The organism is Streptomyces sp. Ag109_O5-1, from assembly GCF_003814875.1.
GTDB lineage: Bacteria > Actinomycetota > Actinomycetes > Streptomycetales > Streptomycetaceae > Streptomyces > Streptomyces sasae.
The window spans coordinates 155,671-180,798 of the sequence record NZ_RKQF01000002.1; the positions used below are offsets into that span (position 1 = coordinate 155,671).

The 25,128-nt window shown below is 69.2% G+C and carries 25 protein-coding genes and 2 pseudogenes; 12 read left to right on the forward strand and 15 right to left on the reverse strand.

Annotated features, from left to right (window positions below; translation table 11 throughout):
• Positions 1-266: 266 nt before the first annotated feature.
• The gene (locus EDD90_RS54005; protein ID WP_123982732.1) at positions 267-539 is read right to left on the reverse strand and encodes a transposase; all 273 of its coding nucleotides are present in this window, start codon (positions 537-539) and stop codon (positions 267-269) included.
• Between the two features lie 135 nt (positions 540-674).
• On the opposite strand from EDD90_RS54005, the gene EDD90_RS54010 reads away from it, so the two are divergent.
• Genes EDD90_RS54010 through EDD90_RS54020 form a run of 3 tightly spaced genes read left to right on the forward strand, consistent with a single transcriptional unit; the run spans position 675 to position 2,794 of the window.
• Positions 675-1,037, forward strand: coding sequence for a MarR family winged helix-turn-helix transcriptional regulator (locus tag EDD90_RS54010; protein ID WP_123982862.1), 363 nt, complete (start codon positions 675-677; stop codon positions 1,035-1,037).
• Positions 1,034-2,467 (forward strand): MFS transporter, encoded by a 1,434-nt coding sequence (locus tag EDD90_RS54015; RefSeq protein WP_123982734.1) that lies wholly within the window; start codon positions 1,034-1,036, stop codon positions 2,465-2,467. Before EDD90_RS54010 ends, EDD90_RS54015 begins: the two co-directional genes overlap by 4 nt.
• A gap of 33 nt (positions 2,468-2,500) precedes the next feature.
• A complete protein-coding gene (locus EDD90_RS54020) occupies positions 2,501-2,794 on the forward strand; it encodes a DUF1330 domain-containing protein (RefSeq protein WP_123982736.1) in 294 nt (97 codons plus the stop codon).
• Positions 2,795-2,813: 19 nt separating this feature from the next.
• Here the strand turns inward: EDD90_RS54020 and EDD90_RS56225 are convergent, their stop codons facing one another.
• Entirely contained in the window at positions 2,814-2,978 is a 165-nt protein-coding gene (locus EDD90_RS56225; protein ID WP_185149735.1) for a hypothetical protein, read from the reverse strand.
• A 300-nt stretch (positions 2,979-3,278) separates the two neighbouring features.
• On the opposite strand from EDD90_RS56225, the pseudogene EDD90_RS54025 reads away from it, so the two are divergent.
• Positions 3,279-3,578: pseudogene (locus EDD90_RS54025) on the forward strand (transposase family protein); the annotation flags it as partial.
• Positions 3,579-3,962: 384 nt separating this feature from the next.
• On the opposite strand, the gene EDD90_RS54030 reads toward EDD90_RS54025, so the two are convergent.
• Together EDD90_RS54030 and EDD90_RS59400 are read right to left on the reverse strand one after the other, a co-directional pair.
• Positions 3,963-4,361: a peptidase inhibitor family I36 protein gene (locus EDD90_RS54030; RefSeq protein ID WP_123982738.1), complete on the reverse strand. Its 399-nt coding sequence runs from the start codon at positions 4,359-4,361 to the stop codon at positions 3,963-3,965.
• Positions 4,362-4,575: 214 nt separating this feature from the next.
• Positions 4,576-5,547, reverse strand: a complete 972-nt coding sequence (locus tag EDD90_RS59400; RefSeq protein WP_398929010.1) for a hypothetical protein — start codon at positions 5,545-5,547, stop codon at positions 4,576-4,578.
• 220 nt (positions 5,548-5,767) lie between these two features.
• On the opposite strand from EDD90_RS59400, the gene EDD90_RS54045 reads away from it, so the two are divergent.
• Positions 5,768-6,268 carry a GNAT family N-acetyltransferase gene (locus EDD90_RS54045; protein WP_123982742.1) on the forward strand — a complete coding sequence of 167 codons (501 nt, stop codon included), beginning with the start codon at positions 5,768-5,770 and terminating at the stop codon, positions 6,266-6,268.
• Between the two features lie 340 nt (positions 6,269-6,608).
• Here the strand turns inward: EDD90_RS54045 and EDD90_RS54050 are convergent, their stop codons facing one another.
• Positions 6,609-7,760: an ATP-binding protein gene (locus tag EDD90_RS54050; protein WP_123982744.1), complete on the reverse strand. Its 1,152-nt coding sequence runs from the start codon at positions 7,758-7,760 to the stop codon at positions 6,609-6,611.
• Between the two features lie 588 nt (positions 7,761-8,348).
• Here EDD90_RS54050 and imm45 point away from each other — a divergent pair.
• On the forward strand, positions 8,349-8,672 hold the full coding sequence (gene imm45 / locus EDD90_RS54055; protein WP_123982746.1) for an Imm45 family immunity protein: 324 nt from the start codon (positions 8,349-8,351) through the stop codon (positions 8,670-8,672).
• Positions 8,673-8,794: 122 nt separating this feature from the next.
• Here the strand turns inward: imm45 and EDD90_RS54060 are convergent, their stop codons facing one another.
• The 6 genes from EDD90_RS54060 to EDD90_RS54085 all read right to left on the reverse strand — a co-directional run bounded on the left by EDD90_RS54060 (position 8,795) and on the right by EDD90_RS54085 (position 16,977).
• Complete coding sequence (locus EDD90_RS54060) at positions 8,795-9,748, reverse strand: DUF6924 domain-containing protein (RefSeq protein ID WP_123982748.1); 954 nt, start codon at positions 9,746-9,748, stop codon at positions 8,795-8,797.
• Positions 9,749-9,766: 18 nt separating this feature from the next.
• On the reverse strand, positions 9,767-11,320 hold the full coding sequence (locus tag EDD90_RS54065; protein WP_260328860.1) for a HEAT repeat domain-containing protein: 1,554 nt from the start codon (positions 11,318-11,320) through the stop codon (positions 9,767-9,769).
• A 6-nt stretch (positions 11,321-11,326) separates the two neighbouring features.
• The gene (locus tag EDD90_RS58355) at positions 11,327-11,488 is read right to left on the reverse strand and encodes a hypothetical protein (protein ID WP_260328861.1); all 162 of its coding nucleotides are present in this window, start codon (positions 11,486-11,488) and stop codon (positions 11,327-11,329) included.
• Between the two features lie 593 nt (positions 11,489-12,081).
• The gene (locus EDD90_RS54070; RefSeq protein ID WP_123982750.1) at positions 12,082-12,822 is read right to left on the reverse strand and encodes a class I SAM-dependent methyltransferase; all 741 of its coding nucleotides are present in this window, start codon (positions 12,820-12,822) and stop codon (positions 12,082-12,084) included.
• A 622-nt stretch (positions 12,823-13,444) separates the two neighbouring features.
• A complete protein-coding gene (locus EDD90_RS54080) occupies positions 13,445-16,267 on the reverse strand; it encodes an FtsX-like permease family protein (protein ID WP_123982754.1) in 2,823 nt (940 codons plus the stop codon).
• Between the two features lie 5 nt (positions 16,268-16,272).
• The gene (locus EDD90_RS54085) at positions 16,273-16,977 is read right to left on the reverse strand and encodes an ABC transporter ATP-binding protein (RefSeq protein ID WP_260328862.1); all 705 of its coding nucleotides are present in this window, start codon (positions 16,975-16,977) and stop codon (positions 16,273-16,275) included.
• A gap of 69 nt (positions 16,978-17,046) precedes the next feature.
• On the opposite strand from EDD90_RS54085, the gene EDD90_RS54090 reads away from it, so the two are divergent.
• Positions 17,047-17,700 carry a helix-turn-helix transcriptional regulator gene (locus EDD90_RS54090; RefSeq protein WP_123982756.1) on the forward strand — a complete coding sequence of 218 codons (654 nt, stop codon included), beginning with the start codon at positions 17,047-17,049 and terminating at the stop codon, positions 17,698-17,700.
• A gap of 19 nt (positions 17,701-17,719) precedes the next feature.
• Here EDD90_RS54090 and EDD90_RS54095 read toward each other — a convergent pair.
• Positions 17,720-18,014 (reverse strand): annotated as a pseudogene (locus EDD90_RS54095) (transposase); the annotation flags it as partial.
• Positions 18,015-18,358: 344 nt separating this feature from the next.
• On the opposite strand from EDD90_RS54095, the gene EDD90_RS54100 reads away from it, so the two are divergent.
• The 3 genes from EDD90_RS54100 (at position 18,359) to EDD90_RS54110 (ending at position 20,152) form a co-directional block, all read left to right on the forward strand.
• Positions 18,359-19,369: a DUF6215 domain-containing protein gene (locus tag EDD90_RS54100; protein ID WP_123982865.1), complete on the forward strand. Its 1,011-nt coding sequence runs from the start codon at positions 18,359-18,361 to the stop codon at positions 19,367-19,369.
• Between the two features lie 73 nt (positions 19,370-19,442).
• Positions 19,443-19,682: a hypothetical protein gene (locus EDD90_RS59405; RefSeq protein WP_123982758.1), complete on the forward strand. Its 240-nt coding sequence runs from the start codon at positions 19,443-19,445 to the stop codon at positions 19,680-19,682.
• Positions 19,683-19,744: 62 nt separating this feature from the next.
• Positions 19,745-20,152 (forward strand): hypothetical protein, encoded by a 408-nt coding sequence (locus EDD90_RS54110; RefSeq protein WP_123982760.1) that lies wholly within the window; start codon positions 19,745-19,747, stop codon positions 20,150-20,152.
• 954 nt (positions 20,153-21,106) lie between these two features.
• Here EDD90_RS54110 and EDD90_RS54115 read toward each other — a convergent pair.
• Together EDD90_RS54115 and EDD90_RS56230 are read right to left on the reverse strand one after the other, a co-directional pair.
• Entirely contained in the window at positions 21,107-21,787 is a 681-nt protein-coding gene (locus EDD90_RS54115; RefSeq protein WP_123982762.1) for an SMI1/KNR4 family protein, read from the reverse strand.
• A gap of 680 nt (positions 21,788-22,467) precedes the next feature.
• Positions 22,468-22,614, reverse strand: coding sequence for a hypothetical protein (locus EDD90_RS56230; RefSeq protein ID WP_185149736.1), 147 nt, complete (start codon positions 22,612-22,614; stop codon positions 22,468-22,470).
• A 269-nt stretch (positions 22,615-22,883) separates the two neighbouring features.
• Here EDD90_RS56230 and EDD90_RS54130 point away from each other — a divergent pair, with 269 nt between their 5' ends.
• Entirely contained in the window at positions 22,884-23,087 is a 204-nt protein-coding gene (locus tag EDD90_RS54130; protein WP_123982764.1) for a hypothetical protein, read from the forward strand.
• Between the two features lie 412 nt (positions 23,088-23,499).
• Positions 23,500-24,606 (forward strand): glycoside hydrolase family 19 protein, encoded by a 1,107-nt coding sequence (locus EDD90_RS54135; protein WP_221305241.1) that lies wholly within the window; start codon positions 23,500-23,502, stop codon positions 24,604-24,606.
• Between the two features lie 221 nt (positions 24,607-24,827).
• Here the strand turns inward: EDD90_RS54135 and EDD90_RS54140 are convergent, their stop codons facing one another.
• Positions 24,828-25,118, reverse strand: coding sequence for an Atu4866 domain-containing protein (locus EDD90_RS54140; protein ID WP_123982766.1), 291 nt, complete (start codon positions 25,116-25,118; stop codon positions 24,828-24,830).
• Between the last annotated feature and the right edge of the window lie 10 nt (positions 25,119-25,128).

The following is a 25,128-nucleotide window of genomic DNA, read 5'->3' on the forward strand; positions in this document are numbered from 1 at the left end:
ACCTGGGACAAGCCTGAACGAACGTGCGCTCCGTCCTACCGCAAACCGCGTCCGAGCAGGCATGATGGACCTGACACTCACTCAAACCGCAGACCGCCACAGCATGATGCCGAACGGCGAATGCTCCCTGTCTGGGGCATGCAACCAGCCGATGGTCCGTGGCAGTGCGGGACGACGCCGGACCTGCGCTCCCCCGATCGGTTCGGCAAGTCCGGGAATGCACCGTAGTCAGTGAGCCACTCTGTCGGGAATCTTGAGGTTCGGGGTCATTTACCCTGCCTCCACCACAGGGGCCGGGGCGGTCCTCGTTTGTCGAGGTGCTGCTGGAACGCCGTGGGCGGGCGCGGCCGGTTGGGGCCGTCGGCGGGTTCTTGAAGGCTCAGCCGCTCGACGTTGATCGCGAGTGCGGTCAGGACGTGCTGGACGTGCGTCTTCGCGAGGCCGCGGTCGCGGCACCGGCGTCCGCGGTGGCCGTCCACGAACTCCTCGATGCTGCCCTCGGCCCCCGAGCGCAGTCCGTAGAGCCGGCGCCAGTCCATTTACATAGACTATGAATATAAAAATGCTATGCTTCGAGCATGAGTCGTCAAGACACCGCTCCTGGCGCGTCCGCCGCCATCGGGGCAGCCCTCTACGGCCTGGCCACCAGGGCCGCGAGACGCCTGCCCCGGGACATGAGCCTGACGTCCGCCGCCACCCTGGCCACCCTGGACCGGACCGGCCCGCGGCGCATCACCGATCTGGCCGCGGTCGAAGGCGTCACCCAGCCCGCGATGACCGCTCTGGTCCGAGTGATGGAGGAGTCCGGCCTGGTCGAGCGGCGGGGCGACGCGTCCGACAAGCGGGTCACGCTGGTGTGCCTGACCGAGGCCGGCGCCTCCTATGTCCTGACGCGGCACCAGGCGGGCGTCCGCGCGTTCGAGCGGTTGATCGGTGAGCTCAGCGGCGACGAGGTCGAGGCACTGGTGGCGGCCCTTCCGGCGCTGAAGCATCTGGCAGAGCTCGAAAGCCAGGACCGCGAAGGCCCGAAGCAGTGACCGGGCAGCCGGTCGGCAGGGTCGCGGTGAAGACATTCCCGGTGGCGCGTTCCGAGGCGCGGCTGCTGGTCCCCGCTCTGATGTTCATCGCTCTGGTCGTGGCGGCGGTCGCCAGCCTCGGGACGCCGCTCATCACCAGCGTGGCGACCTCGTTCCACGTCTCGCTCGGCAGCGCGCAGTGGACGCTGACCGTCGCACTGCTCAGCGGCGCCGTCGCCACCCCGGTCCTGGGCCGACTCGGAGCCGGCCCGCACCGGCGGTCCACGATCCTCGCCACGCTGGCGGTCGTCGTCGCCGGCAGCGCGCTCACCGTGCTGCCGCTGCCGTTCGCGTGGCTGCTGGCCGGCAGGGCGGCCCAGGGCGTCGGGCTCGGGCTGACGGCGCTGATGATGGGCGTGGCCCGGGACCACCTCCCCGAGGAGCGCAGCGCGGCCGTGATCGCCCTGATCTCGGTGGTCTCGATCATCGGGGCCGGCGTCGGCTACCCGCTGGCCGCACTGCTCGCCGAGCTCGGCGGGGTACGGGCCGCCTACGGCCTCGGCCTGGTCGTCACCGCCGCCGCCCTCCTGACCGCGTGGCGCTCCATGCCCGAAGCCCCCGAAGGCCGCTCCGCCCACGTGGACGTGGCAGGCGCGGTCGTCCTGGCCGCTGCGCTGCTCCTGGTGCTGCTCCTCGCCGGCGAACGGAATCTGTGGAGCCGGCACCTCGCCGTGGCGGCGGGCCTCGCCGTCGTCACGGTGGTGCTGCTCTGCGTCTGGGCCGTCATCGAACTGCGCAGCACGACGCCCCTGGTCGATGTGCGGGCGGTGCGGCACCCGGCGGTCGCCGGGGCGAACCTCGCCATGTTCGTCGGCGGGATCGGCATGTACCTCCTGCTCACGCTCATCACCCGGTACGCGCAGACGCCGCACGGCGCCGGCTACGGCTTCGGGCTGACGACCTTCGTCGCCGGGCTGGTCCTCATCCCGTTCTCGGTGCTGGGGTTCGTCGCCGGCAAGCTCACGCCGCGGGTCCGGACGCGGATCGCCGACCCCCTGCTCCTGGCCGCCAGCGCCGTCGTGGTCGGCGGCGGGTTCGCCCTGTTCGCGGCGGCCCGGTCGGACCTGGCCGAACTGTTCGCGGCGATGGGCGTGCTCGGCTTCGGCGTCGGCGGCTTCTCGGCCGCGATGCCCGGCGTCATCCTGGCCGTCACCCCCAAGAGCGAGACGTCGAGCGCCATGAGCTTCAACTACGTCGTCCGCAGCGTCGGGTACTCCCTGGGCAGCGCCATCGGCGGCCTGATCCTCGCCGCGGGCACCGGCCCCGGCCACCTCTTCCCCGACGACAGCGCCTACACCACCGCGGCGCTGGTCGGCATCGGCGCCATGGCGATCACGACGCTGACAAGCCTCGCTCTCGCCCGCCGACGCTCGTCCGAGACCAACGCGTAAGTCAGATGCACTCATCCCAACACTGGAGGTTCCATGCCCAAGGGCTACTGGGTCAGCGTCTACCGCACCATTTCAGATCCTGAGAAGCTGGCTGCCTACAACAAGCTGGCCCGCCTGGCCGTCGAGGCCGGGGGCGGCCGGGTCCTCGTCCGTGGCGGTCGGGTAGTGGCGCATGACGCCGGAATCGCCGAGCGCACCGTCCTGATCGAGTTCGACAGCTTCGAGCAGGCCGTCGCGACGCGCGAGAGCGCGGCCTACCAGGAGGCGCTGGTCGCCCTCTCCGACGGCGTCGAACGCGACTTCCGCATCGTCGAAGGCATCGACTGACCGAGGTCCAGTCGGACCTTCACTGAAGGCTCAGGGAGTCAACGGCGAGGGCTGGGTCACCCAGTGCTTGCTCTGTCAGCGCCAGCAGTTCGGCGATCACTGCAGAGTGGATGACGAAGGGATCCACGACCTCGTCCCGGATGTCGCGACTGGCCACGATCTGGCTGGCCAAGTAGAGCGCCATGCGCCGTTCAGCGAGTGACCACGGTCGGGCCTTCTCCGCCTGTACCACCAGGGCGGCGTACTAGCCTCGTAGACGCCGCCCTGGTGGTACAGGCGGGAGGCCAGGGCGTCCCAGCCTGGATCCTGCGGGTCCGGGCCGACTGCGTCGAGCAGGCCGGGAATGTCTTCCGCGGTCCCGTATGCATGGTGAAGCTGAGACCAGTCCGTCATGCGGAGATCTAAGCAGAGACCGATCAGCACGTACCTCAGGAGAGCGCGACCGATCCGGCGGCTCCAGCGGCACCGATGCGTTGGCATGCCCGCGGCCCGCGCGCATGGCATCGTCGACGCCTTGGCCGGCGCGGGCATCCGCTGCTGAGCCGACAAGGGCTACCAGGGCGCGCGGGGCACGATCCGCGTTCCCCACCGCAGCCGGTGGGACACGCTGTCCGCCGGTCAACGGGCCGTCAGCGTCTCCCACGCACGGATCCGCGCCGTCGGGGAGCAGGCCACAGCCACCTTGAAGCAGTGGCGCCTGCTGCGGAAACTCCGCTGCAGCACGACCCGCATCACCGACATCGTGAAGGCGGTCCTGGCCATCCACCTGGCCTCGTCTGCCTGAGGTTGGGAAGGGCTCACTGTGTTCTACGGTCGTTTTCCATGGCGGGAGCGGGAACGTGTCCACCATTGGCGGCCCTGCGGGATAAGTTCTGCTACGGGTCGGCATGAAGCTCGTACAGCGCGCTGTACACGCTCATCCGTGCCGGTAAGCGACCGTCTTGCAGGATGCCGGAGGCAGCCCCTACCAGGGCACGGAGCGGTCCGGCTCCGGAGACGGCCCCGGGACACCGTGTGGCACCGTGACGCCCCACCAGGACCCCACCCTGAAAAGGTCTTCCGACGTCACCGTGTGGTTGCCGGGTCAAAGCCACTGGTCCAACACCCCCGGACCCGCGGTTGACCGGCAGGTCAACTCACGGGCCCCGTCGGCTGTCGCGTAGCCGTGTCAGAAGACTCGTACCGAGGAGATTCCGTCGTTGAGGCCCGTACCGACGAGGCTGCCCGCCCGTTGGCTTGGCGCAAAGGCGCGCTGAAGCCCCTTGTAGTGGACGTTCTTGTAGACCACCACGAAGTCGGCCGTGTTGTTGATCACCGACGAGGCGACGTCGTTGAACCCGTACAGCCGGAGGTCCGGCACGCTCGACTGGGTCAGCAGAATCCGTCCGTTCCCAGAGCCGTTGTAGTCGATGTGCTCGTAGAGGCAGAAGTAGTGGGATGGGCACGCTGCGGCTCCCGCACCGTAGATCACTCTCGTGTCGGCCTTCGCCTCCGCCTGTGCGCCCGTGGCCATCAGGCCCGTAGCGGCCACGGCGATACCCAGCGCCATAGCAAACCGACGTCTCACATCAGCCTCCTGAGACAAAAGACGTTCTGCCACTCCATGACGCTAATGCGACTGAAAGTAACGGCGCGAGAGCCATCCCGGTGATCTCGCCCTTCGTCGAGTCCCACGTTCAACTCGGCCCTCGGTCGCGAAGGGAGATGGTCCGATCGGGCACGACTCGAACGTGTGGGCCATCGGGGCCGATATTCTTACGGCTCCGACCCATTCTTCGGAATCAGCTGGCGGTGCGTTTCTCGTTTTCCGGCAGAGTCATTTTCGCGATTTTGAAGCGCCTGTCCTGCAATTGCCGAACTGGTCTCTGGGCCCCGCCTCCCGACTGCTCGTCACGTGTCTCAGCCGGGACCGAACGGTGCCTCCCGGTCACCGCCCTCGCCGCGTACGCCTTGATCGCCAGGTTCTGCCCGCGATGGAAACCCTCCAGCATCGCCACGGCGAGGTCCGGGCCGAGGTCGATGCTGCCCCTGCTGGAGACCTTGGTCCAGGCGGCCCTCCACAGGTCGTCCTGATCAGTGATGCCGCACCCGTGGACGATGGCCAGCAGCTGCCGTTCGTCGACAGACCTGGTGATGCGCAAGACCATCCGGCGGAGGCTGCTGAGTGACAGGGCGTGGGGGTTGCCGCTCTTGTCTCTGATCTCGCGGAGCGAAGGGGCCCCGGCGGCTTCGTAGAGGTATTTGAGGGCGCGGCTCAGGTCGCGCCGGTCGCTGATCAGCGAGACGCCCGGCCGGCCCGAGGGTGGGCAGGATGCGACGTTCGTCGATGCGGGCCCGTGTCCGCATCCGCAGCGGGACCGACGTGCGCTGCCAGGGGCAGCACAATGCGGCGAGGGCGACAGGGCGGCCCCGGCGGGCCCCTGTCGCCTCGGCTGCACACCGCCGGTCTGCAGACTGATCGGCTGAGCAAAGCGATGTCCAGTCCAGGACGGACAGATGGCGCAGGACGCGGTTCGAGCCGAGCCCGCAGGCCTCCCCCATCTGCCCTGCTCGACTTCGTCGGTGTACTGGCGCAGCTGCGGGCCGGCGGTGCCGCCGGCGATCGGCTCGCCGATTTCGGGGTCGACAAAGATGACGACCAGGGTGCGGTCCAGGTCGTGGAGTTCCGCCTCGTTGGTGATGGACTCCGCCTGTTTCGCGGCAGCGTCTGTGAAGTCAATCCGGGCGCGACGCGGACCACGGTGAGGGGCCATCAGGCGACGGCCGAGCGGCGAGCCGGGCGAGGCGGGCCTGGCGCAGTTCCTCCCACGGCGTGCACTGTTCTCGGTCTGGCCTCGAACGAGTCTTCTGGACCCAGTGGAACGGGTCCTTTGGCCCCGATGTGCGATCTTCAGGGCCTGCTGTGAACAAGTCGATTGGCCCCACCCCAGCGAGGTGAAGTTCCGGCCCCGGGGGCGTCGGTAGGGTGTCGCCATGCCGTATTCGCCGATGCCGCTCCGACTCGACACCGCTCGGATGACGTTGCGTCAGTGGACCGAGCCCGACATCGACGCCCATCGCGCCCTCGTCGCTGAACGGGGTGGTGGTATGCCGTCCATCGAGGACAACCGCCGGATGATCGAGGACCAGCGCGCTGCGTCGGCACTGACAGGGATTGCTCTGCTGCCCGTCATCCGCCGCGATGTGGGCGACTTCATCGGGTACTGCGGGCTCACTGCCGGTCGGGCTTCCGTTGACGAGCCGGAGATCGCCTATGAACTGTTCCGGCGCATGCACGGACAGGGCTATGCCACCAAGGCGGCGTTCGCGGTGCTCGATGCGGCGATCACGACTGAGCGGAAACGGCTCTGGTCGACGGTGCGCCCCTGGAACGCGCCGTCGTTTCGCGTTCTCGAAAAGCTTGGGTTCCAGCGCGACCACGTCTCGACCGAAGACAGTGGTGAACTGGTGTGGCTCACACGCTCGCTGCCGTAGGACACATTTCGCTCGCTTGACTGCGACCGGGGAAGTGGCCCCGGCGGACCGGGTCGCCCGAACCGAGACCAGGTCGGCCGGGATAGGTCAGGAGGCTGCGACCTGCTGGCGGACCTTGATGTGGGCAAGGCGGTAGGACTCGCTGCCGGTTTCGATGATGTTGCCGCCGTACCTGTGAGGACGTCGTCCAGTACACCGAGCAGCACGGTTTGATGGGCCCACCATGAACGGTCGCCCTGAACCCGCACTCCTGGCCTTCGGGCGGCCCACGCCGTGCGGTCGCGGCCCCCGCGTCCCCGCCCACTCGGCATGGTTCGCCGCGCAGGGCATCCGCCGCCGATCATTCCCGGTGCCGGTCCCGGATGATCCGGTCGACCATCGCCGCCGCCCGGTCCGGGCGCGCCTCGAACCAGGCGCCGAGATGTTCTTGGACAGCCTCCCCGACGCAGGCGCGCACCTCGTCGCCGCCGAGCCGACCGCGGACGGGCCCGAGGAACTCGGGGTGGTCCAGCTTCACCGACACGACTGCGGTGAGGCCCTCGCCGATCCGGTCGACGCCGGGGCTGGCGTCCTGCGCCGTCAACAGGCCCCGTCTGCGTGCCCAGTCGGTGACCGCTGCACCCACCCCGTCGCGGAAGCCGTCCACGTGAGCGCCGCCCTCGCGGGTGAACCGGCTGTTGGCGAAGCTGCGCAACCGCTCCTCGCGCGAGCTGCCCCACATGAGGGCGACCTCCATCGTGCCCGCCATCCGCGGGTCCTCTCGCTCGAAGGCGATGACGTCCGGCTCCAGGACCGCGTCCGTCTCGGCGTGGAGGGCCGCCACGAAGTCCCGTACCCCCTCCGGGCACCGGAACCTCATCTTGCGGGCTCCTCCGGCCGGGCGTTCGTCGGTCAGCGAGATCTCCAAGCCCCGGTTGAGGAAGGCAACTTGCCGGAAGCGTTCCGCCAGCACGGCGAACGAGCACCACGTCGTCTCGAAGATGTCGGCGTCCGGCCAGAAGGCGACGGTCGTCCCGCTTGTGCTCGCGGGGCCCACGGTCGCAGGCGGGGCCAGAGCGACGCCACGGGCGTGCTCCTGAACCCGACGGACTCCCCCGCAGCGCGCCTCGGCCGTCAGCCGACTGGACAGGGCATTGGCGACGCAGAGCCCCACACCGAAGTGACCCAAGAGCGCCATGTGCCTGCCATCGGGCTCCGGTCCGGCCCGTAGGCTCGTCAGCAGAGCTTCGAGGCCCAGGGCACCGCCCTCCACGGCGTCCTCGAAGGGAACCTCCACTCCGTCGTCCGCCACTCGCACGCCGCCGTCGGGTGTGAGCGTGACGTCGACGCAGCCGCCGCCGGCGACCAGAACCCCGTTCACCGCCCGGCCGACGACCTCGAACACCATCTCGTGCAACCCGCGTTCACCGGTCGAGCCGACCCACATCCCGGGCCGCTTGCGAACGGCCTCCAGGCCCTCCAGCACCTCGATGTCGGCAGCGTCGTACAGCATGCCTTCCCCACTCACGAAGACCCCTCCCACGGGCGTCCGGCAGATCTCCACAGCCTATGAGGAATCCAAGAAAACACCAGGTCAGAGGCTCTTCATCGAGGCCGTAGACGGGCGGGTCGGCACCTGCGGGGGAAGCGTCGATCCCGGGAGCGCGCCTTGTGTCCGTCGCGTGGCCAAGGCCCCGTGAAAGCTCCGCACGACCCCGTTCCGCGCGTCCCTGAGGCCACCAATTCCCTCACGTGACGCGGCGCGTATGCCGTCTCACCCCATCCGTCCGCGATGGGCCGCCACGCAGGTACACCCCGCACCTCACCGGCCAGGCTCACCGCGGTGGACGAGGCCGCCGCACGCGGCGGCGCGAATACCGCGGAGAACGAGCTGCCCGATGGCGCGGCCGTCTGTCCGGCCCACCGACCTCGGTCTCAGGGCAGTGGAAACCGACGAGGCCAGGGCCTGGCTAGAGTACGCGGCGGCCTCACCCCTCCGCTTGGTCGCCTCCATGGCGCGTAGCGAACTCGGCACCGCGCAACCCGGCTGCGGCACGGAGTGAAGCGCCCCGGTGGGGACAGGCTCGATAGCATCCTGGCCATGGAGTGGATCCGGCTGAGCGAACATCCGGAGGAGATTTCACGTGGAGCCGTCTTCCACCTCCCGGCCCGGTGGCCGTACGAGGACACTGTCGAGTTCATGCTCGCGGAGTTGCCACCGGGTGCAGACGAGCGGATGGGTCTGATCGTGACCACCGGCTACAAGGCCGGGCTGTGGGTGGTGTTCCTGCCGGACGAGGCGTATGCGGCGGGGCAGCCATGGGCACTGTCCGCCTCATGGCTGCGCGACAACTGGACGGCAAAGGTGTACGCGGAGACCGACCCTGAGCAGGTTCTCGTCCGTACCAGCTACTCGTCGTCGTAGCAGCACGGGCAGCCATGAGCGGCCGACAGGTCACCCCGGTGGTCACGGAGCGCGGCAAATCCATGATCACCTACCTGGGCCTGCCCTATCTGCCCTCCCCCGGCACCCATCTGCGCGCCCTCTCAGGCTCCCTCCCACCACGGCTTTATGCCCTCCTCGGCGACGAACTCGTAGAAGTCCATGTTGGCGATCTCCAGGTTGCACGCCAACGAACCGACCTCGCGGCATGGAAGGACGGCCTGCTGCCCCGGGCAGTCGTACAGGTCGACGACGGTCAGCGGTCGTCCGGGCTCGGCAAAGGTCCGGGCGTCGGCGAGCGCGACCAGCGTGGTGTGTTCCTCCGGCGGGACGAGCGCCGGGACCTGGCCCGGCTGGAGGCCTTCGAAGGCGGGGTTGTCGACGACCAGCGCTGTCAACGGGTAGTGCTCCACGTCGATCTCGTCCGGGTCCAGGTCCGCGCCGACCCAGCCGTCTGCGTCAGTCCCGCCCAGTTCGCCGAGCAGGGTTTGCCAACCTGCCTCGTCGTCGTAGCAGGTGCGGACCAGCAGGGCTGTGGTGGTGGAGGGAAGTGACGGGAAGGACCGGCGCGTCGGCGTCGGCGTGGACGTGGGCGTGGGGAAAGCCGGCCGGCCACCGTCGCCCTGGTACATTCCGCACCGGTCCATGTCGCGCACCAGGTCGTCGAAGGCGAGCGCGCCGCCCAGCAGATCGGCGAGGATCTCGCCGAGCCGGGCCGAAGGGACCCGGACGCCGCGCCCGGGTATCGCCGCCAGGTCCACCAGCAGCGGCCCGCCCCCGCCGTACACCACCGGGATGTCCGCCAGGACGACGACCGGCGGCACGGGACTGCTGCCGGGAACAAGCGCCGGGATGTTTCCCCCATGCAGGTAGTCCCATCCGCTGTCCTCGACCATACGCAGCCGCACCCCACTGCCCCCGAGGACGAGCCTGCCGTCTTCCCGGCAGGCCCCGATCTCGTCGTGGAGCCCGCCCCACAGCGCCCTGCCGTCCTCGTAGCACGTGCAGAGCAACAGCACCTCACCGGGCGCCGGCTGAGGAAGTTCGGGAAAGGACATGTCTCTCCTTCGGCGGTGTCAGATGAGGTAGTCGTCGACGAGGGCGGCGAACTCGTCGGGTGTGGCGAGGCGGGCGATGAGTGTACGGCCGACCCGCTGGAGTTCCTCGTCGTCGTCGATGCTCTGGAACCTGCCGCCGCGCCGGGGCAGCGCCAGTTGCTCGCGGAGCAGGGGCAGGGCCGGAGCCGCGAGGGAGCCCATGCGGTCCAGGCAGGTCACGACGTGGTTGGCCGTCGCTGGGTTCTCGGTCATGACCTGCAGCAGGGCGTCCAGGACGGCTGGTGCCTCGGCCTCGCCGCCGATCTCCCACAGTGCGGCAGCGCAATGCACCCGGACCCATTCGTAGTCGTGCGTCAGAAGGTCCCGCAGGCGCGGCAGCGCGATGGAGGCGGGCGGGCCTATCTCGCCGAGCAGATCGGCCGCATCACCGATGTGGAAGGTGATGTGGCTGTCGAGGAGGCCGAGCAGGAGCGGCATGGCCTCGGCCAGGTCACCGCCGACGGCCCACAGCGCGGCGACGGCCGCAGGGCGTACATGTGCGTCGGTGGCGGTGGTCAGCGACCGGATCGAGTCCTGTGCGCCGGCTGCCGCCGGGCCGAACCCGCCCAGTGTCTTCAGGGCTGATTGCGTGATGTTGTGCCGCCCCATGCGCACGGCGGCGCCGAGCATGTCCGCCACCACGACAACCGCAGCCGGGTCGCCGAGCACGGCCAGCGCGGAGAGGATCGCGCTGGCGCTCATCTCGGTCCGTCGCCGGGAGAGGTCGATCCGGCGCAGGTGGTCGCAGAGGCGGGGCACCAACTCGTGGGCTGCCTGCGGCAGATGCCCGGCGACCTGGATCGCCCGCCAGGCGTCGGCGTCGCTGTCCAGCGCGGCCAGTAGGCTCGGCAGCGCGCGTGCGTCGCCTAGGCGCGCCAGGGCCCGGACAGCTTCCTGGTGGCTTCTGCGCAGCAGCGCCTGCGGTGTGGCCCATATGTGAGGGCCGTGCGCCGTGCGTTGTGCCTCGATGTGCGCGGCGAGTGCCTCCCTGGCCGGGGCGGCGATCGGGTGGCAGGCCTCCAGGACGGCCGCGGCCTCGGCGGCGACCTCCTGGTCGTCCGTGGTGAGCTGGTCAGCGACCAGCAGGAGGAGGCGGGTGTGGTCCCCGCGCCAGGTACGCATCAGCTCCCCGCTCATACGGATCGCGTCCAGGCGCGAGCCGGGGTCGGGGCTGCTCAGCTGCTCGGCCAGTACCACGGTGCGCTCTGGCACCCGGGCGCCCAGGGCTTCGTGGAACGAGCGCAGCAGGATGGTGGTCGGTGCGTACACGCGCGTGCGCCGGTCGAGATCCTCGAAGGCGGCGACGATCTGGGGCGCAACTCCGGGCGTGGGTGCCGCCGGGCGGCTGGGAGCCGGTGCGATCCGCCGCACGGGTAGGGCATGGGCACTCTCGCGCAGCAGGCCGACGGCAGTCGGCACGACGTCCTCGCCGATCTCGTCCGGAGCGCAGCGGACCCGCTGGACCACGGCCGCGAGCCGGGTCACCGGGCCCTGGGCCGGGTCGGCGGCGAGCCTGCCAAGCCAGTCCACCACCTGCTGTCAGGCCGCCGGCAGGCGCAGTGCGAGGGCGGCCGCCGCCTCCACGATCCGCAGCCGCGCCGCGACAGCTTGCTCGGCGGCCAGCCGCTCGCGCAGCACGGCGGCGGCCCGGTCGGTGTTGTCGAGGAAGAGCCCGAGCCCGGGAATCGCGGCCAGGCGCACGTCGGGGTCGGCGTCGCGGGCGAGTTCGGCGAACTCCGCACCCCGCTCGCGCAGGAAGGCGACGGCCTGCGCGCAGCCTGTCGGGGGGGGTAGTACTCGATCTCGGTGCCGTCGTCCCCGAAGCCCCGGTCGAGGGACTCCCGGCCGATGCTGACCACCAGCGTGAGCACGGCGGCCCGGTCAGGCGTGGCGCCGTCGGCGGCCAGCTCGAACAGGAAGGGCAGACTGGCTGCTGTGCACGGGTACACGTCGCCCTGGTGGTGAACCGCACCGTGGAAGCGGTCGAGAGCCTGGCTGCGTTCCCCCGCGTCCGGGGAACACAGCGCCCACAGCAGCGCCGGCACCTCCTCGGCCGAGCCGTACGCGTGCTCCATCGACGCCCAGTCGATGTCATGCAGTCCGTCGAACATGACCCGAACCATGCCAGGCACCACTGACAACAGAAGCCGTTCCCGGCGGGAGCAATTGAAAGCGAGAGCCGTCCCGTTGGTGTCCGACGGCCCGGAGAGCGGGACGATCACGTTCAGGCGAGGGGCAGTTCACCTAGGGCCTGTCCGGCGAGGGGATGCCTTCACGTCTCGGCGTGGTGGAACTTACGGTTTGTGGGTCACCCAGAGCAGTTCCGCCGGCCAGCGGTGTGCCCAGTCGGGTGGGTCGGTTTCGTTGTAGCCGTTGGGTGTTCCGAGTTCGGGCCGCGGCTCGATGAGGTCGTCGATGATGAGACCGGCGCCGCGCAGGACCTTGACCCAGTCGCCGTAGGTGAGCTGATAGCTGGTCGCGCCGTCGCCCTCGGCGATGGTGTTCAGCCCGAAGTAGTCCTGCTGCAGCGTCGTGGTGACGCGGCTGGCGGCTTCGTCGTAGCAAGCTTCGAACCATGGGCTGGCGACGTTGAACACCAGGCGCCCGCCTCGGCCCAGGACGCGTGCGGCCTCCGGGACGGCCAGGTGCGGGGGCGCCCAGCTGAGCCCGCCGAAGTCGCAGAACACCAGGTCGAAGCTCTCGGCGGCGAAGGGGAGTTGTTCGGCGGCGCCTTGCACCAGCGGGTAGCGGGCCGCTCCCATCGCGTGGGCCGCTGCGGCGAGTTGGGCTTCGGACAGGTCGAGTCCGACCACGGTGGCGCCCTCGGCGGCGAGCGCCCTGGACCACTGGCCAGCGCCGCAGCCGAGTTCGAGGACGCGCTTTCCGGTGACGTCGCCCAGGGCGTGCAGGTGCGCGTCGGGGATGGAGTACATGCCCCACAGCCGGGGTGCGGCGCCGATTTGCGGGTCGTGCTTGTGCTGGTAGGCGCTGCTGATCTGGTTCCAGAGCCGCCGGTTGGCGGGGATGCTGTCCACGTGCCGACTCCAGCACTGCCTGCCGGGGGCGGTCAACACGATTAAGGCACTGGCCGGCCCTCGACTACTGCGCGGTAATCGGCCCACTGCCCGCCGGGCTTGGCGTTGGCAGGCAGTAACGGCTCGAACTTCTGCCACTGCACGTCCGTGAGCTCATGTCACCCCACCAAGACACGCACCTGCCCAGCCCGAGCACTGGTCCACCCACCCAGCGAAAGCCATCAGAAACGGCCTGGTGCTGGGGACGACCACGGGCCGTTCCACGCCGCAGTCGCCCAGTCAACGCCCGGCCGTTGATATGAGCCATCTACGGATCGCCGTACATCAAGGCGGCCCCGCTGCGGCAGACCCTCGCGAGGCTCCCCTGCCTGGAACACTCCGACGAGGCCTTCGCCGGCACGCCACCGAGGCCTGCCTGACCCGTGCCACACATGCCGCTCGACCACCAGTCCAAGGCGGCCGTGGCGCTCATGTGCGGCACGGCCTGCGGAGCCCTCGGCATCGCCGTCGCGCCCGCCGGCTCGGCGACTGGACCGTCGGCTGACGCCCACTCCCGTCGTTGCCGGGCCCGTCACCTCGGCGGAGAGGGGTGACGGGCTCAGGGAGGAAACGCCTGCGGGTGTCAGTCGGCGGCCAGGAGACGGGCAGGGGCGATGCGGGAGAGGCCTCGGATCGGCAGAGTCAGTGCCGCGCACACCAGGGCGGTCGCGGCCAGCGTGGCCAGCAGCGCGGCGCCGGCGACCGCGAGGAGGCGGCCGTGCAGCAGGCCCTGGCCGAGTGAGACCACCGCGACCAGGCCGGCCACCGCGCCTGACAGGCCGCCCAGCAGCGCCAGTCCGATCCCCTCATAAACGGTCAGCAGGGCCAGTTCGCGATGGGTCCAGCCGGTCGCCCGCAGCACGGCGAGGTCGGCCGCGCGCTCGCGCTGCGAGAGGACCAGGACGTCGATGGCACCGGCGGCGCCCAGCAGCAGGGACAGTGCCACGCTGAGGTAGTCGGCATCGCGTGCCTGTGCCACCACGGCGCTGCCGAGCAGTGACCCGGCCACCTCGCCACGGAAGGCCAGTGTCAGGGCGAGCAGCACGGTGAAGGCGGCCACGCCCAGCGCCAGTCCTGCCGCGCCCAGCAGTGTGCGACCCCGTACCCGCAGCAGATTGAACACGGCCAGTGCGGCAACCGAACGCACCGGGCGCGCGCGGCGGACGGCCGTCACCGGGGGCCGGACGGCTTCCATCGGCCCGAGGCGGGTGGCGAGCCAGGCGGGGATCAGGCCCGCCGCAGTGGCCAGGAGCAGCGCAACCGGCAGCACGAGCAGCGACTTGCCGCCGGCATCGGGCTGTCCCAGCATCCGGCCCAGCACATATGCGAGCACCGCGCCCGCGGCTCCGGCGGCGAGGCCGATCAGCACAAGTTCGCCGAGGACCAGACGGAGTACCTCGCCACCGCTCCAGCCCAGGCAGCGCAGTGTGCCGATCTCCGTGCGGCGTGAGCGCACCGAGGCCAGCGCCGCCTGTCCGAGGAAGAGCGCGCACACGACGAGGACCAGCACGAACAGCACCGCGCTCTTCGTGTCCACCGCCCTGAGGATCCGCAGCGCCACCCCCTTGGCGACCCAGCGCTCCGTCACATGCGCCGAGGCGTTCAGGGCCACTGTCCGCGGGGCGGGTGAGCTGCCGACGGTGACGTCGACCTGGAGTCGTGGGTAGGCGGCCCGGATCGCCCCTGCCACGGCGTTCACCCGCGCCCGGGAGGCGGTGTCGACGCCGGTCACTCCTGCAACCCGGATCCTGATCGCGCTGACCGGCGCCTTGTCCTGCAGGCTCGGCACCCGGCGGCTCTTGGTGAGCGCGGTGATGGAGTCCATCGTCGTCAGCATGGTGGGCGGCTGGCTGACGTAGCCGCCGAGGTTGCGGTCGGGCCGCAGCGGCTTGTCGTGGAGGGCCTTGCGGGTGGCGTCGTCCGCGCCGGTGACCTGCGGTGCCTGGTAGGTCTCCAGCGGTGCGTCGGACAAGGGCGAGAAACCGGGCAGCCTGCCGGTGTCGTAGCGGCCGACCAGCTGGACGAAGGGGTTGGGCAGGCGTCCGGAGTCGACACCGTCGCAGGATCCGAGACCGATACAGTTCGTGGAGGCGTGGCTGGTCACCTTCCGGTACTGCTTGCCCTGGTTCTCCTCGGGAACATACGGAAACGGCTGTTGGTCCCCGTTGGTCACCCACAGGCCGGGCTTCTGGGGCTGCTGGGCCTCGACGGCGAGGTCACCGCCGGCCGTGCGGCGGTACGCGACCGGGCCGACCGTCCAGTAGACGTCGGTGTCGAAGGAGTCCTCGCCCAGCGCCTTGCGATAGCCCTTGCTCAGGTCGACGCCGACATGCCCCACCTGGGTGCCGTGCAGGCCGCGGACGAAACTGTCGGCTGTCGGATTGCCCAGTTCGGAGGGGAGTTTGGCCGGGTCGCCGATGTCGAGCCGCTCGACGGAGGCAGTCAGCTTCCCGGCGGTCACCGGCCTGGTGCTGAGCATCGCCGGGATGTAGGAGTCACGCTGTCCATGAACGCTCTTCGCGGAGGACAGCACCCATGGCTTGTCCCGCTCGGTGATCATGCGGCCCGAGGTGACGCTGCCGCCGAGGCCCACCAGCCGGTCCTCGGCCGCCGGGTCGATGGCGGACAGCAGTACGGGGTAGGCGACCGGAACGCCGATCGTGGCCTTGCCCCGCCCGGACTGACAGCTCATCAGTGAGCTCAGGTCCGGGTCGAACGGCGACTTCTCCCTGAGGTCCTCGGCGATGATGTTCGGCTTCAGCGGCAGTTCCAGGTTGAACTCGGTCTGCTCGGACTTGTCCCGGTTGAAGTAGAAGCAGACGTCGTACTTCCCCGTCAGCTGGTATCGCTGAGTGCTCTTGTCGAGTGCGCCCTTTTCCAGGGTGTCGGACTGGAAGACCTTGTCCGGGGACGAGCCCGATGTCAGGGGGCTGCGGGTGAGGTACACGTACTCGTCGGATGTGCGGTAGGTGCCCAGCCCTGCCGTGAGTGTCGGGCGCAGGCGCAGGATCTGCCGGGACGCCTGGCTGTCCAGGAAACGGGACACGTCCACGCTGACGGTGGTCGCCACCATGAGGTAGCCGATGTTGGCGACCGGTGCGGCCACGTCGACCCCGGCCATGGCGCGGATGCGCCGGTACTGGTCCATGGTGATACCGCCGAACGTGCCGGACAGGAAGTTCGGCGCGACCATTCCGCTCTGCAGCTCGACGTCCGTCTGCGCATGGGGCGGACGCACCAGGACATCGTAGGCGGACCGTGCGTTCTTCCGTACCGTACCCACGGTGGTCGCTCTGCTCGTGCTCACCGTCGCGGTCAGCAGGGTGAAGCTGGTCGCCGCCACCAGGATCCCGGCCGCCAGGGCCAGCGCTCGCCCGCGCCGCCGCCGGAGCTGATCAAGGATCATCGTTATCACGGGCGCAGGCCCCCCAGCCGGTTCAGCACGTCGCCGGACGGCGTGACGCACTCATCGGAGGTGATCCTGCCGTCCTGCAGACGCACGATCCGGTCTCCGTTGGCGGCGACCTCCGCGTCATGGGTGGCGATCAGCATCGTCATCCCGTACCGCTCGCGCAGCGACATCAGCAGGTCGATGATCTCCCGTCCGATGACGCTGTCCAGGTTGCCCGTCGGCTCATCGGCCAGCAGGAGTCCCGGCCGGTTGACCAACGCACGTGCGACAGCGACGCGTTGCTGCTGGCCGCCCGACAACTGCGAGGGCAGTGCATCGGACCGGTCCGCGAGGCCGACCGCTTCGAGCAGTTCCCTGCCGCGCTCGCGTCGGTCGAAGTCCACTCTGCGCGGCAGTACGGGGGCGAGCACGTTGTCCAGCACCGTCAGGGCGGGCAACAGGTGGAAGCGCTGGAAGACGAAGCCGATGCGCCGCCGGTGGGCATCCAGGTTCCGGGACACCAGCTCGGTCCCGTCGATCTCGACGTGCCCCTCGTCGGGCCGGTCCATGCCGCCCGTCAGGTGCAGCACTGTGGACTTGCCGGCACCGGAAGGCCCGGTCAGCATCACCACCTCGCCTGCCGCGACCTCCAGGTCCACCCCGTCCAGAGCGGTCAGCCCGGGGTACCGGCGACTCACCCCGCGCAGCGCCACGCTCACAGCCATAGATACAGCCTCGCCCTCATACATTGTCACAATGCAGGGGTATGTTGTCACAACGTAGAAGGGAGGTACATGCCGCTCCACCACGCCGTGCTCGCGCTGCTGACCCAGCGGCCGAACCACGGATACGAACTCAAGGCCCGGTTCGAGGAGACCATCGGCCCCCAGTGGGGTGGCCTCAACATCGGTCACCTGTACCAGATCCTCGAACGGCTGGTCCGTGACGGCTACGTCTCCCGCTCGCAGGTAACCCAGGCCGACCGGCCCGACAAGAACCTGTACACGCTCACCGAAGCCGGCGAGGCCGAGTTGCGTACGTGGGCGACCACGTCCTGGGTAAGGGTCGGCGGCTTCCGGGACGAGTTGTTCCTGAAGCTCCTCGGCGCCGCCGCCCTGGGCCCGAAGGCGCTGACCACGCTGATCGAGGCGCAGCGGCAGACCTACCTGTCCGAACTCGCGGGGCTGGCCCGGCAGCGCCGGGCCCACACCGACGAGCCGCTGGTAGCCATTCTGATCGACGCCGCCATCGCGCATACCAAGGCCGACCTCGGACTGCTGGACAGCGCCGCCCGGCACCTGGGGCCGATCGCCGCGGCACAGAGCGCGCAGGCGGGTGAGCAGGCGCAAGCGCACGGCGCGTCCGACTCCGACTCCGACTCCGACTCCGACTCCGACTCCGACTCCGACTCCGACGGAACGAACGGCCACCGGACCCGATCCGCCTAAGGACTGACTTCGGTTGTGATCAATTGGGTTTCTGGAGGCCGCTGATCCAGATGGCTGCCGCCCGGAGATGGAGTCCTGCGAGGTAGCTATCGGTGTCTTGTCATTGCGGGTCGCGATGCCCCGCCAGTCCTTCATCCTGTTGATGGCCCGCTCGACCGTGTTGCGGTCACGGTAGAGATCAGCGTCGTGGGTGACAGGCCTGTCGCCCCGGCTTCCTTTCTTCCTGCGGTTGGCGGCTTGGTCCTTCTTCACCGGGATGACCGCCTTGATACGGCGTTTCGCAGGTGGGCCCGGTTGGCGTGAGAGGAGTAAGCCTAATGGGACGCGAAGGACGGCAAGTGCGTCCTGTTCCGGCCTCGGCTTCCCCCCGGGCTCGGCCCGCGCCATGAAGGTCAGCTCCGGTCACCGCCCTCGCGTTTCCTGGATCCCACGACCCTCAACTATCCCTCCGGTCACGGTCTCCACGCTACGAGGGGAGGCTCAGGACCACTACCTGGCAGCGCTGGTGCGCAAACCCGGTGCGATGCCGGGCTCGACCGCGCTGGAACACGCCTGCGCCGCAGGGACGTTCGCCCTGTCCGCGATGCTTGACCGGCCACCGCGCGGAACTGTGGCTTCCACCACGGCGGATGTGGTCTTGTTCTGGTGGGATCGCCGGATGCTCGGTTTCCTCCTCCGTCTCCTGCCGTTCTGGGTCCGCGAGCCCCTGCTCATCGCGGTCGGGTCCGTTCTCGGCGTACGGATCATGTATCTCGCCGTCCGCGATCACGATCGGGTCGCCGCCGGTCTCGGCGTGGTGTTCCTCGTGTTCACCGCAATACGCGTACACACAGTGGTCCGAGCCCTGCGCGCACGCCGCAACCTTGGTCCGGCAACCTCCCCGGACGGCGCAGCGGTCGGTGCTGCTCCCCAGGCCCCGCCCCAGGCCCAGGCCGGAACCGGGCCGCGTCCCGGCCCGGACGATCCGGAGAAGGACCACAACGCGTGGGGCCAGGCCGTCGCGGCCGTGGCCGTGTTCGGGGCACTCGGGGCCGCGCTGTGGGTGGCCCCACACGTGATGCCGTCCGCCGACAGCACCCCGGAATCCGCTTCGTGTTCGGGCGGGGAACACGAGGAGCTGCCGAAGGCCTACAAGCAGACGCCCCAGCCTGTGACCGGTGAAGAGCTGTGCAAGGCGCTCAACCGGCCGGACTTGGCCGAGCTCCTTGGAACGCCTGGAGAGACCGCAACCACTGCTTCCGGCACCAGCAACACCGCTCCTCTGACGAATGGGAAGGTCGCCCGGCCGGAGGCCGAGGTCGCGTTCGACACGTACACCGTGAATGTCTCGGCCACTTACAACGAGCTCTCGACCGACCAGTACGTGAAACTGATGAAGTTCGGGGATGAGCAGGACATCAAGCCGCTCACGGTTCTCGGTCGGCCCGCGGTCTTCTCCTCGGATCACACCATGAAGTTCGAGATCAGTCTCGGGAGTGGGGGGTCCGGCGGACCCGTCGAACAAGGCCCTTTGGCCCGGACGCTGTCCGTGGCCCTGGACCGTAATGACCGGGGCGGCTACTGCGAGATCACCGTGTGGAGCACGTCCGGAGCCCTCCCGGACGACAGCGCCCTTCTCGGCATCGCTCAGAAGGTTCTCCCGAGGATCCCCGAACGGACTGTCCAGTAAGTGCTAGGAGCTGTCCGGGCGATCATGTGACCTCCATGTCCGGGTCGTTGTTGCGGGCAGGAGGCGGGGTGTTTTGACGGATGCAGAGCAGGAACGGCTGCTGGCGTTCCTGCCGGAGGGCAGTGAACATTGCGGCCGGTGGCGGGATCATCGGCAGGCGGACGAAGACAGTTACGAGAAACGCATTACCGCGGAACGGGCGATCAACCGTCTGGCGCGCTCCCGAACGGTGGCCACCCGGCACGACAAGCGCGGTTACGTCTTCCTTGGCACCGTCACGCAAGCGCCTCATGCAGTGTGGCTCCGGTCCTGATGGATGCGAGTAGGTCAGAAGCCGCTCGGGCCCGTTTGCGAGCGCCGTCTTATGATTCCGGCATGAGCAACTCTGCCGCGGCTGCTGTCCTCACAACCACCGACCTGACTGAAGCTATACGTGCGGTGCGTACCTTGCTGAGCAAGGCAGACATCGATCAGGCAGAGGTCGACTTCGAAGCTGTGATCAGGTCGCCGCAGGTCTTGGCGCAGGTACTTCACGTACTGCCCGACCTCAGATGGTGGGCGTCGGCCGGCGAGGAGCACGGCTCGTCGGAGGCCGGTGACGACCCTGCAGACTGCCTGCCCATACGAGTCTTCGACTGGGGTCGTCCGCTGGACCGCGCCGAGCCCTTCGTCGCCGCTCTGGGCCAGATCCCGCGGCGGTTCGGTGGGATCTGGACGCATGGCCTGCGGTTCCCGAAGCAGGACTGGAGGCGATCTCGCAGAAGTACGCGTACCTCACGCTGACAGTGAATTCCCGGGACCTCTACCAGGACGAGCCGTCGCAGGATCACACCATCCACGTGCACGCCCGGGACCGGAACAGCGACCAGATCGCCCGCGTCCATTGGCTCGCTGATCAAGTGGGTGGCCGGTTCACCGGCAGGGTGGAATTGGCGCCTCTGTAGCCGCTGAGCAAACAGGCAAGGCGGCCATCTCCAGCCGGCTCTGTCACATGATCGGCCGGACAAGTCCTCGTCGCAGAGTACGGCGAACGCGGAGGCCGAGCCCGGCGCCGACCTGCTGTGCCAGTCCTGGCCGAGCGCGAGGAGGAGAACTGAGTCACCGTCGCCTCCAACGAGTCGTATTCGGCAGGTGGACGAAGACTTGCACCGACTCCCACCGGCTTGCCGGCAGCTGGGCACGGTGAAGGCCCGGCCAAGGTCGGCTGATCCCGCTGCCAGGCCGTCGGTCCTGCCAGCCCGGTGGCGGAACCAACGACATCACAGCCCGGCATTCAGCAGTGAATACATGAGCATGTCCCGGCTTCCTCCCCCCGGCCTGTTGCCATCCCCGCAGCAGTCCCCCGGGGACCGCAGATCCCGCATAACCCAGCCGACCACTGCGCCCACGGCAGCCACAGCGGCTCCGACCGCGCGCCGACTTGACAACCCATTCGCCCAGCCATGCACGGCCGGGCATCAGCGGCGCGTTCCGTCAATGCCCCGCCTTCCAGGTCTTCGCTGGTGGTGGACAGGCATTCGTGGCCGCGCGGCTCGGGCTTGTGACGTCGGCGTTGTGTCGTCGCAGGGCGCTGGGCGGCCAGCCAGTCCAAGGCCACGCCTACGGCGTGTGCGCTCCGGAGTCACGCCCAGGCCTCCGGGCCTCCCGATCGTACGAAGGACCGGAGTCAGGCCGCCAGCAAGGTAAGTTGGCGCGCCGCTCGGCCCGTTCGGTCGACCACCACGCACAGTAGGCGACCTACGGTGTCGGCAGGGCCGTACGTTCGGCTTTCTCCAGCCAGTCGGTGTACCAGCGAGCGAACCTCACCGGCGTGCCGTCACCGTCGAGGAGCGGGGCGAGGTCGACGTCGTCTACCCGGCAGTCGGACCAGATCGTGCCGCGGTGGCTGCCGCTGATGATCAGCCACTCTCTCTGCGCGCAGCCCAAGTGGGAGATCACCATCGCACCGGCGGTACGCCCCGGTGCGAACATGACGGTCTCCCATCGCTCGTCCCACGCCTCCATAGCGGCATCGAAGTCCTCCATATCAACGAAGTCCTCTTCCTCGGGGCACTGGGCAAGAAGATCGTTGAGCAGTTCCGGGTCCGGACCCTGGTCAGGAAACGGCTCGTCAAGTCTTGACGAGTCAGCCAGGTCCGCGCCGTCGCCCTCCCAGCGCCAACGGCCCTGCACGCGCCGGACCGGGAACAGACCGTACGCGGGACCGGCGCCGCCCGCGCTGACATGGAGCAGGAAATCCCGGTACTCCTCCGGCAGCCGCACGCCTATCTGAGCCTCGAGTTCGGCAAGCTCGCCACGGGCCAGCGGGTCCTCCAGGACCCACTGGTGCCCCAATGCCCCGAAGACCTTGCTGCCCGCAGGGCCTGCACCGGTCGCCTCGACCCGCTGACGTACGTCCACCCACCACTGATGCGTCATACGCAGACCGTACGTGCCGCCACCGACATCGAGGGTCCTGCCTCTGTGGGACAGTCCCCCGCCCCTCGGCACCTCACGCAAAACAGCTCAAGCCCCCGGTCCGTGCCGGGCAGGAGCCATGCGGAGTCGCAGATCCTGCCGTCACCCGGCGTGGCTGGCCACGCAGGCCGGCCCGGTGGCCACCGTCCATGCAGACGAGACGGACCGATGTACCGAACGTGGCCCGCGCGTTCTCATTACCGCCGGTGTCGCCCGCATCGGCGGCTCGGGCTCCCTCATCGGTCAGACCGTTTGGACCGCTCAGTAGGAGCAGCATCTGTTCCGGGCCCGTCTTCGCGTACTCCTTGCTCCGGGGTGAGCCCGCCACCATGTCCGCGAAGGCGCCGCACGGTGGTGCGGTGCATCCCGTTCCTGCCCGCCAGATCACCGGGCCGCTGATCACAGCGCAACACCGCCGGCACGATGCCCGCGATCTTCCCCGTGGACAGCGCCCGCCACCGGTAACCGATCCGCTTCAGACGGCCGCGTATCAAGTCGGCGAGGTAGTTCAAGGTGGCGCTCGACAGCGGCAGGCGGGCGGTGCAGACAAGTTCGTCAAGGCCCTCGACGGGATGCTTGCTTTTCTTCACACAATGCTCAACTCCCGCCGAGGGACCGCCGGTTACGGCCTCAGCGCGTAGTCATAGGCGCGCCGAGAACCGCCCGTCGGGGCGTTTGCGCAGCCAGCCGCGGTTGGCGAGCTTGGTCGTCTTCGCCCGCAGCGGCTCCAGCCTGCCGCGCACCGAGGCGTCCAGACCCAGCCGCTCGCCGACCGCCCTGACCTGCACCGGGCCATCGGCCTCCCGCGCGATCGCCAGACCGCAGGTAGCGGCAGCGGCCGACCGCCAACGACCAGGAGCACGAACACCATCACCACGAGGGCCACAGCCACAGCCACAGCCACGGCCACGGCCACGGCCACGGCCACAGCGGGCATCACCACCATCACCCGGCCGTCATGCCATGGGCGCGTCCGGGGGGGATCACCCCCTGCCCCGAGGCCCTGGCTGTCCTTCTTCCGGCCATCGGGCTGGGCTGTACCACGCTGAGCCTGACCATGATCGTCGCGTTCAGCATCGGTCTGCCCGGCGTCTTGGTCGGCCTGGGCCTGATCCTGGTGAGCGCCCGGACGAGCCTGGCAGGACTCCGCCAACGGGGGGGCGACCGACTGATGCCTTGGCTACCCGTGGCCTCCGTCGCCGTCGTGGCCGTCCTCGGCCTGATGATCACGGTTGTCGGAGTCGGCGGGCTCACCGGTTGAGCCGAGGGCACATCCAGGACGCCGAAGACAGACACAAGGCGCGGCCCCAAGGCGCCCAAGAACACCGCCCTCCCGCTGCCGGCCGGCGCCGCAGCACTGGGCAGCCCGGTACAGCTGAACAACATCCCGGAAAAGATGGATCTTGGTGGCGAGACCTCCTCGGGACACGCCGATGGCTTGAGCGCAGCCCGGCAGGGATCGCCCGCGCCGGCCATGAGACAAGCCCCTTGACGGCGCCCAGAGAAGACGCGGATCCCGAGCCGTCCGCGATCCGCCTGCAGTCCAGTCACAGGGCGAGGGAAGCACCTACTGCCCATGCCCTGACAAAAGTCCTTACCCGACCCTTGACTGGTCTGGACCAATCAGGCTTTGCTGCTGGGGTACCACTCACCCCCTACCTCTGGAGTGGCGCATGAGCACAACCATGCCCCGCAGGTCTCACCGAGCTGCTTATGTCAGGTACCTGACAATACTCTCCCTCCTGGCCGGTCTCCTCGGCGCGTTCACCGTCCTCGGCACCGCGAGCCCCGCGGCGGCGGCGGACTGCGCCACGGCCTGGAGCTCCGGCGCGGTCTACACCGGCGGCATGACCGCTTCCTACAACGGCGACAACTGGCAGGCCAAGTGGTGGACACAGGGCGAGACGCCCGGTGTCGCCGAGGTCTGGGCCGACCAAGGAGCCTGCGGCGGCTCCGGCGGAGGAAGCACCGGCGGCACCTGCGACTACCCCGCCTGGGTGGCCGGACAGTCCTACACGACCGGTGCCATCGTGCAGTACACCCCCAATGGCCGGTACTACATCGCCACCCACGACAACCCCGGATACGACCCCACCATCAGCACCTGGTACTGGTCCCCCTACACCTGCACCGGAGGCTCCGGTGGCGGAGGCACGGGCGGCGGCACCGGCGGATTCGTGGTCAGCGAAGCCCAGTTCAACCAGATGTTCCCGAACCGGAACTCCTTCTACACCTACAGCGGCCTGGTGGCCGCGCTCAGCGCCTACCCCGGCTTCGCCACCACCGGCAGCACCACCGTGCAGAAGCAGGAGGCCGCGGCGTTCCTGGCCAACGTGGACCACGAGACCAGCGGCCTCGTCTACATCAACGAGGTCGACCAGTCCGGGAACTACTGCGCGAGCGAGCCCTACGGCTGCCCCGCCGGCACCTACGCCTACTACGGACGCGGCCCGATGCAGCTCAGCTGGAACTTCAACTACAAAGCCGCCGGTGACGCCCTCGGCGTCGACCTGCTGGACAACCCCGGCCTGGTCGCCTCCGACTCGGCGATCTCCTGGAAGACCGGCCTCTGGTACTGGAACACCCAGACCGGCCCCGGCACCATGACCGGACACAACGCCATGGTCAACGGCGCGGGCTTCGGCGAGACCATCCGCAGCATCAACGGCAGCATCGAGTGCAACGGCGGCAACACCGCCGAGATGCAGGACCGCGTCAACGACTACCTCTCCTTCACCTCCATCCTCGGCGTCCCCGCAGGCTCCAACCTCACCTGCTGACCGCTCCCCTCATGGGAACGTCCGGCCGTCAAGCCTTCTGAAGGCACCGTCACGGGCACCGGCGGCGGCGCCGAGAACGCCGAGGACGACGGCAGCGGCAACCAGGGACCCGCGCAGCTGACGGTCAGCGTCTCGGTGCGCGGCACCGGAGCGGTACGGAACGGAAACCGACCTCCGCTCCGGTGCGGTGGTGGAGGCGGTCATCTGCTCGTGGACCTCGGTCATGGCCGGTTTTCCCGCCCGGCGTGCTCGTCGCCCTCGCAGTAGAGCACCAGGTGCTCGTGGTACAGGACACCGTCGCGGATGTCGCCGGTGGCGGTGAAGCCGGTGTCGTCGACGTAGTCGAGATGGTTGCCGGTGACGGTGTAGCTGCCGGTATAAGCGCTCCGGCGGCTGCCGCGGGCCTCGTCGTAGCGGCCGTTCGGCAGCAGTTCCTGGCGGATGAACCCGTCGGCGGTCACCCACATCCCGACGTACGGGTGCGGGTCGCGGGGCGTTTCGTTGCTGGTCATGCCTCTACGA

Bases quoted from the DNA above. Each gene is read 5' to 3' on its own strand.
- EDD90_RS54110 (WP_123982760.1), top strand. From the start codon at position 19,745: ATGAGCAACTCTGCCGCGGCTGCTGTCCTCACAACCACCGACCTGACT.
- EDD90_RS54020 (WP_123982736.1), top strand. From the start codon at position 2,501: ATGCCCAAGGGCTACTGGGTCAGCGTCTACCGCACCATTTCAGATCCT.
- EDD90_RS54090 (WP_123982756.1), top strand. From the start codon at position 17,047: ATGCCGCTCCACCACGCCGTGCTCGCGCTGCTGACCCAGCGGCCGAAC.
- EDD90_RS54005 (WP_123982732.1), bottom strand. From the start codon at position 539: ATGGACTGGCGCCGGCTCTACGGACTGCGCTCGGGGGCCGAGGGCAGC.
- EDD90_RS54085 (WP_260328862.1), bottom strand. From the start codon at position 16,977: ATGGCTGTGAGCGTGGCGCTGCGCGGGGTGAGTCGCCGGTACCCCGGG.
- imm45 (WP_123982746.1), top strand. From the start codon at position 8,349: ATGGAGTGGATCCGGCTGAGCGAACATCCGGAGGAGATTTCACGTGGA.
- EDD90_RS54010 (WP_123982862.1), top strand. From the start codon at position 675: ATGAGCCTGACGTCCGCCGCCACCCTGGCCACCCTGGACCGGACCGGC.
- EDD90_RS54080 (WP_123982754.1), bottom strand. From the start codon at position 16,267: ATGATCCTTGATCAGCTCCGGCGGCGGCGCGGGCGAGCGCTGGCCCTG.
- EDD90_RS54045 (WP_123982742.1), top strand. From the start codon at position 5,768: ATGCCGTATTCGCCGATGCCGCTCCGACTCGACACCGCTCGGATGACG.
- EDD90_RS56225 (WP_185149735.1), bottom strand. From the start codon at position 2,978: ATGGCGCTCTACTTGGCCAGCCAGATCGTGGCCAGTCGCGACATCCGG.
- EDD90_RS54135 (WP_221305241.1), top strand. From the start codon at position 23,500: ATGAGCACAACCATGCCCCGCAGGTCTCACCGAGCTGCTTATGTCAGG.
- EDD90_RS54115 (WP_123982762.1), bottom strand. From the start codon at position 21,787: ATGACGCATCAGTGGTGGGTGGACGTACGTCAGCGGGTCGAGGCGACC.
- EDD90_RS54140 (WP_123982766.1), bottom strand. From the start codon at position 25,118: ATGACCAGCAACGAAACGCCCCGCGACCCGCACCCGTACGTCGGGATG.
- EDD90_RS59400 (WP_398929010.1), bottom strand. From the start codon at position 5,547: ATGGCCCCTCACCGTGGTCCGCGTCGCGCCCGGATTGACTTCACAGAC.
- EDD90_RS54130 (WP_123982764.1), top strand. From the start codon at position 22,884: ATGATCGTCGCGTTCAGCATCGGTCTGCCCGGCGTCTTGGTCGGCCTG.
- EDD90_RS54060 (WP_123982748.1), bottom strand. From the start codon at position 9,748: ATGTCCTTTCCCGAACTTCCTCAGCCGGCGCCCGGTGAGGTGCTGTTG.
- EDD90_RS54050 (WP_123982744.1), bottom strand. From the start codon at position 7,760: ATGCTGTACGACGCTGCCGACATCGAGGTGCTGGAGGGCCTGGAGGCC.
- EDD90_RS54100 (WP_123982865.1), top strand. From the start codon at position 18,359: ATGCTCGGTTTCCTCCTCCGTCTCCTGCCGTTCTGGGTCCGCGAGCCC.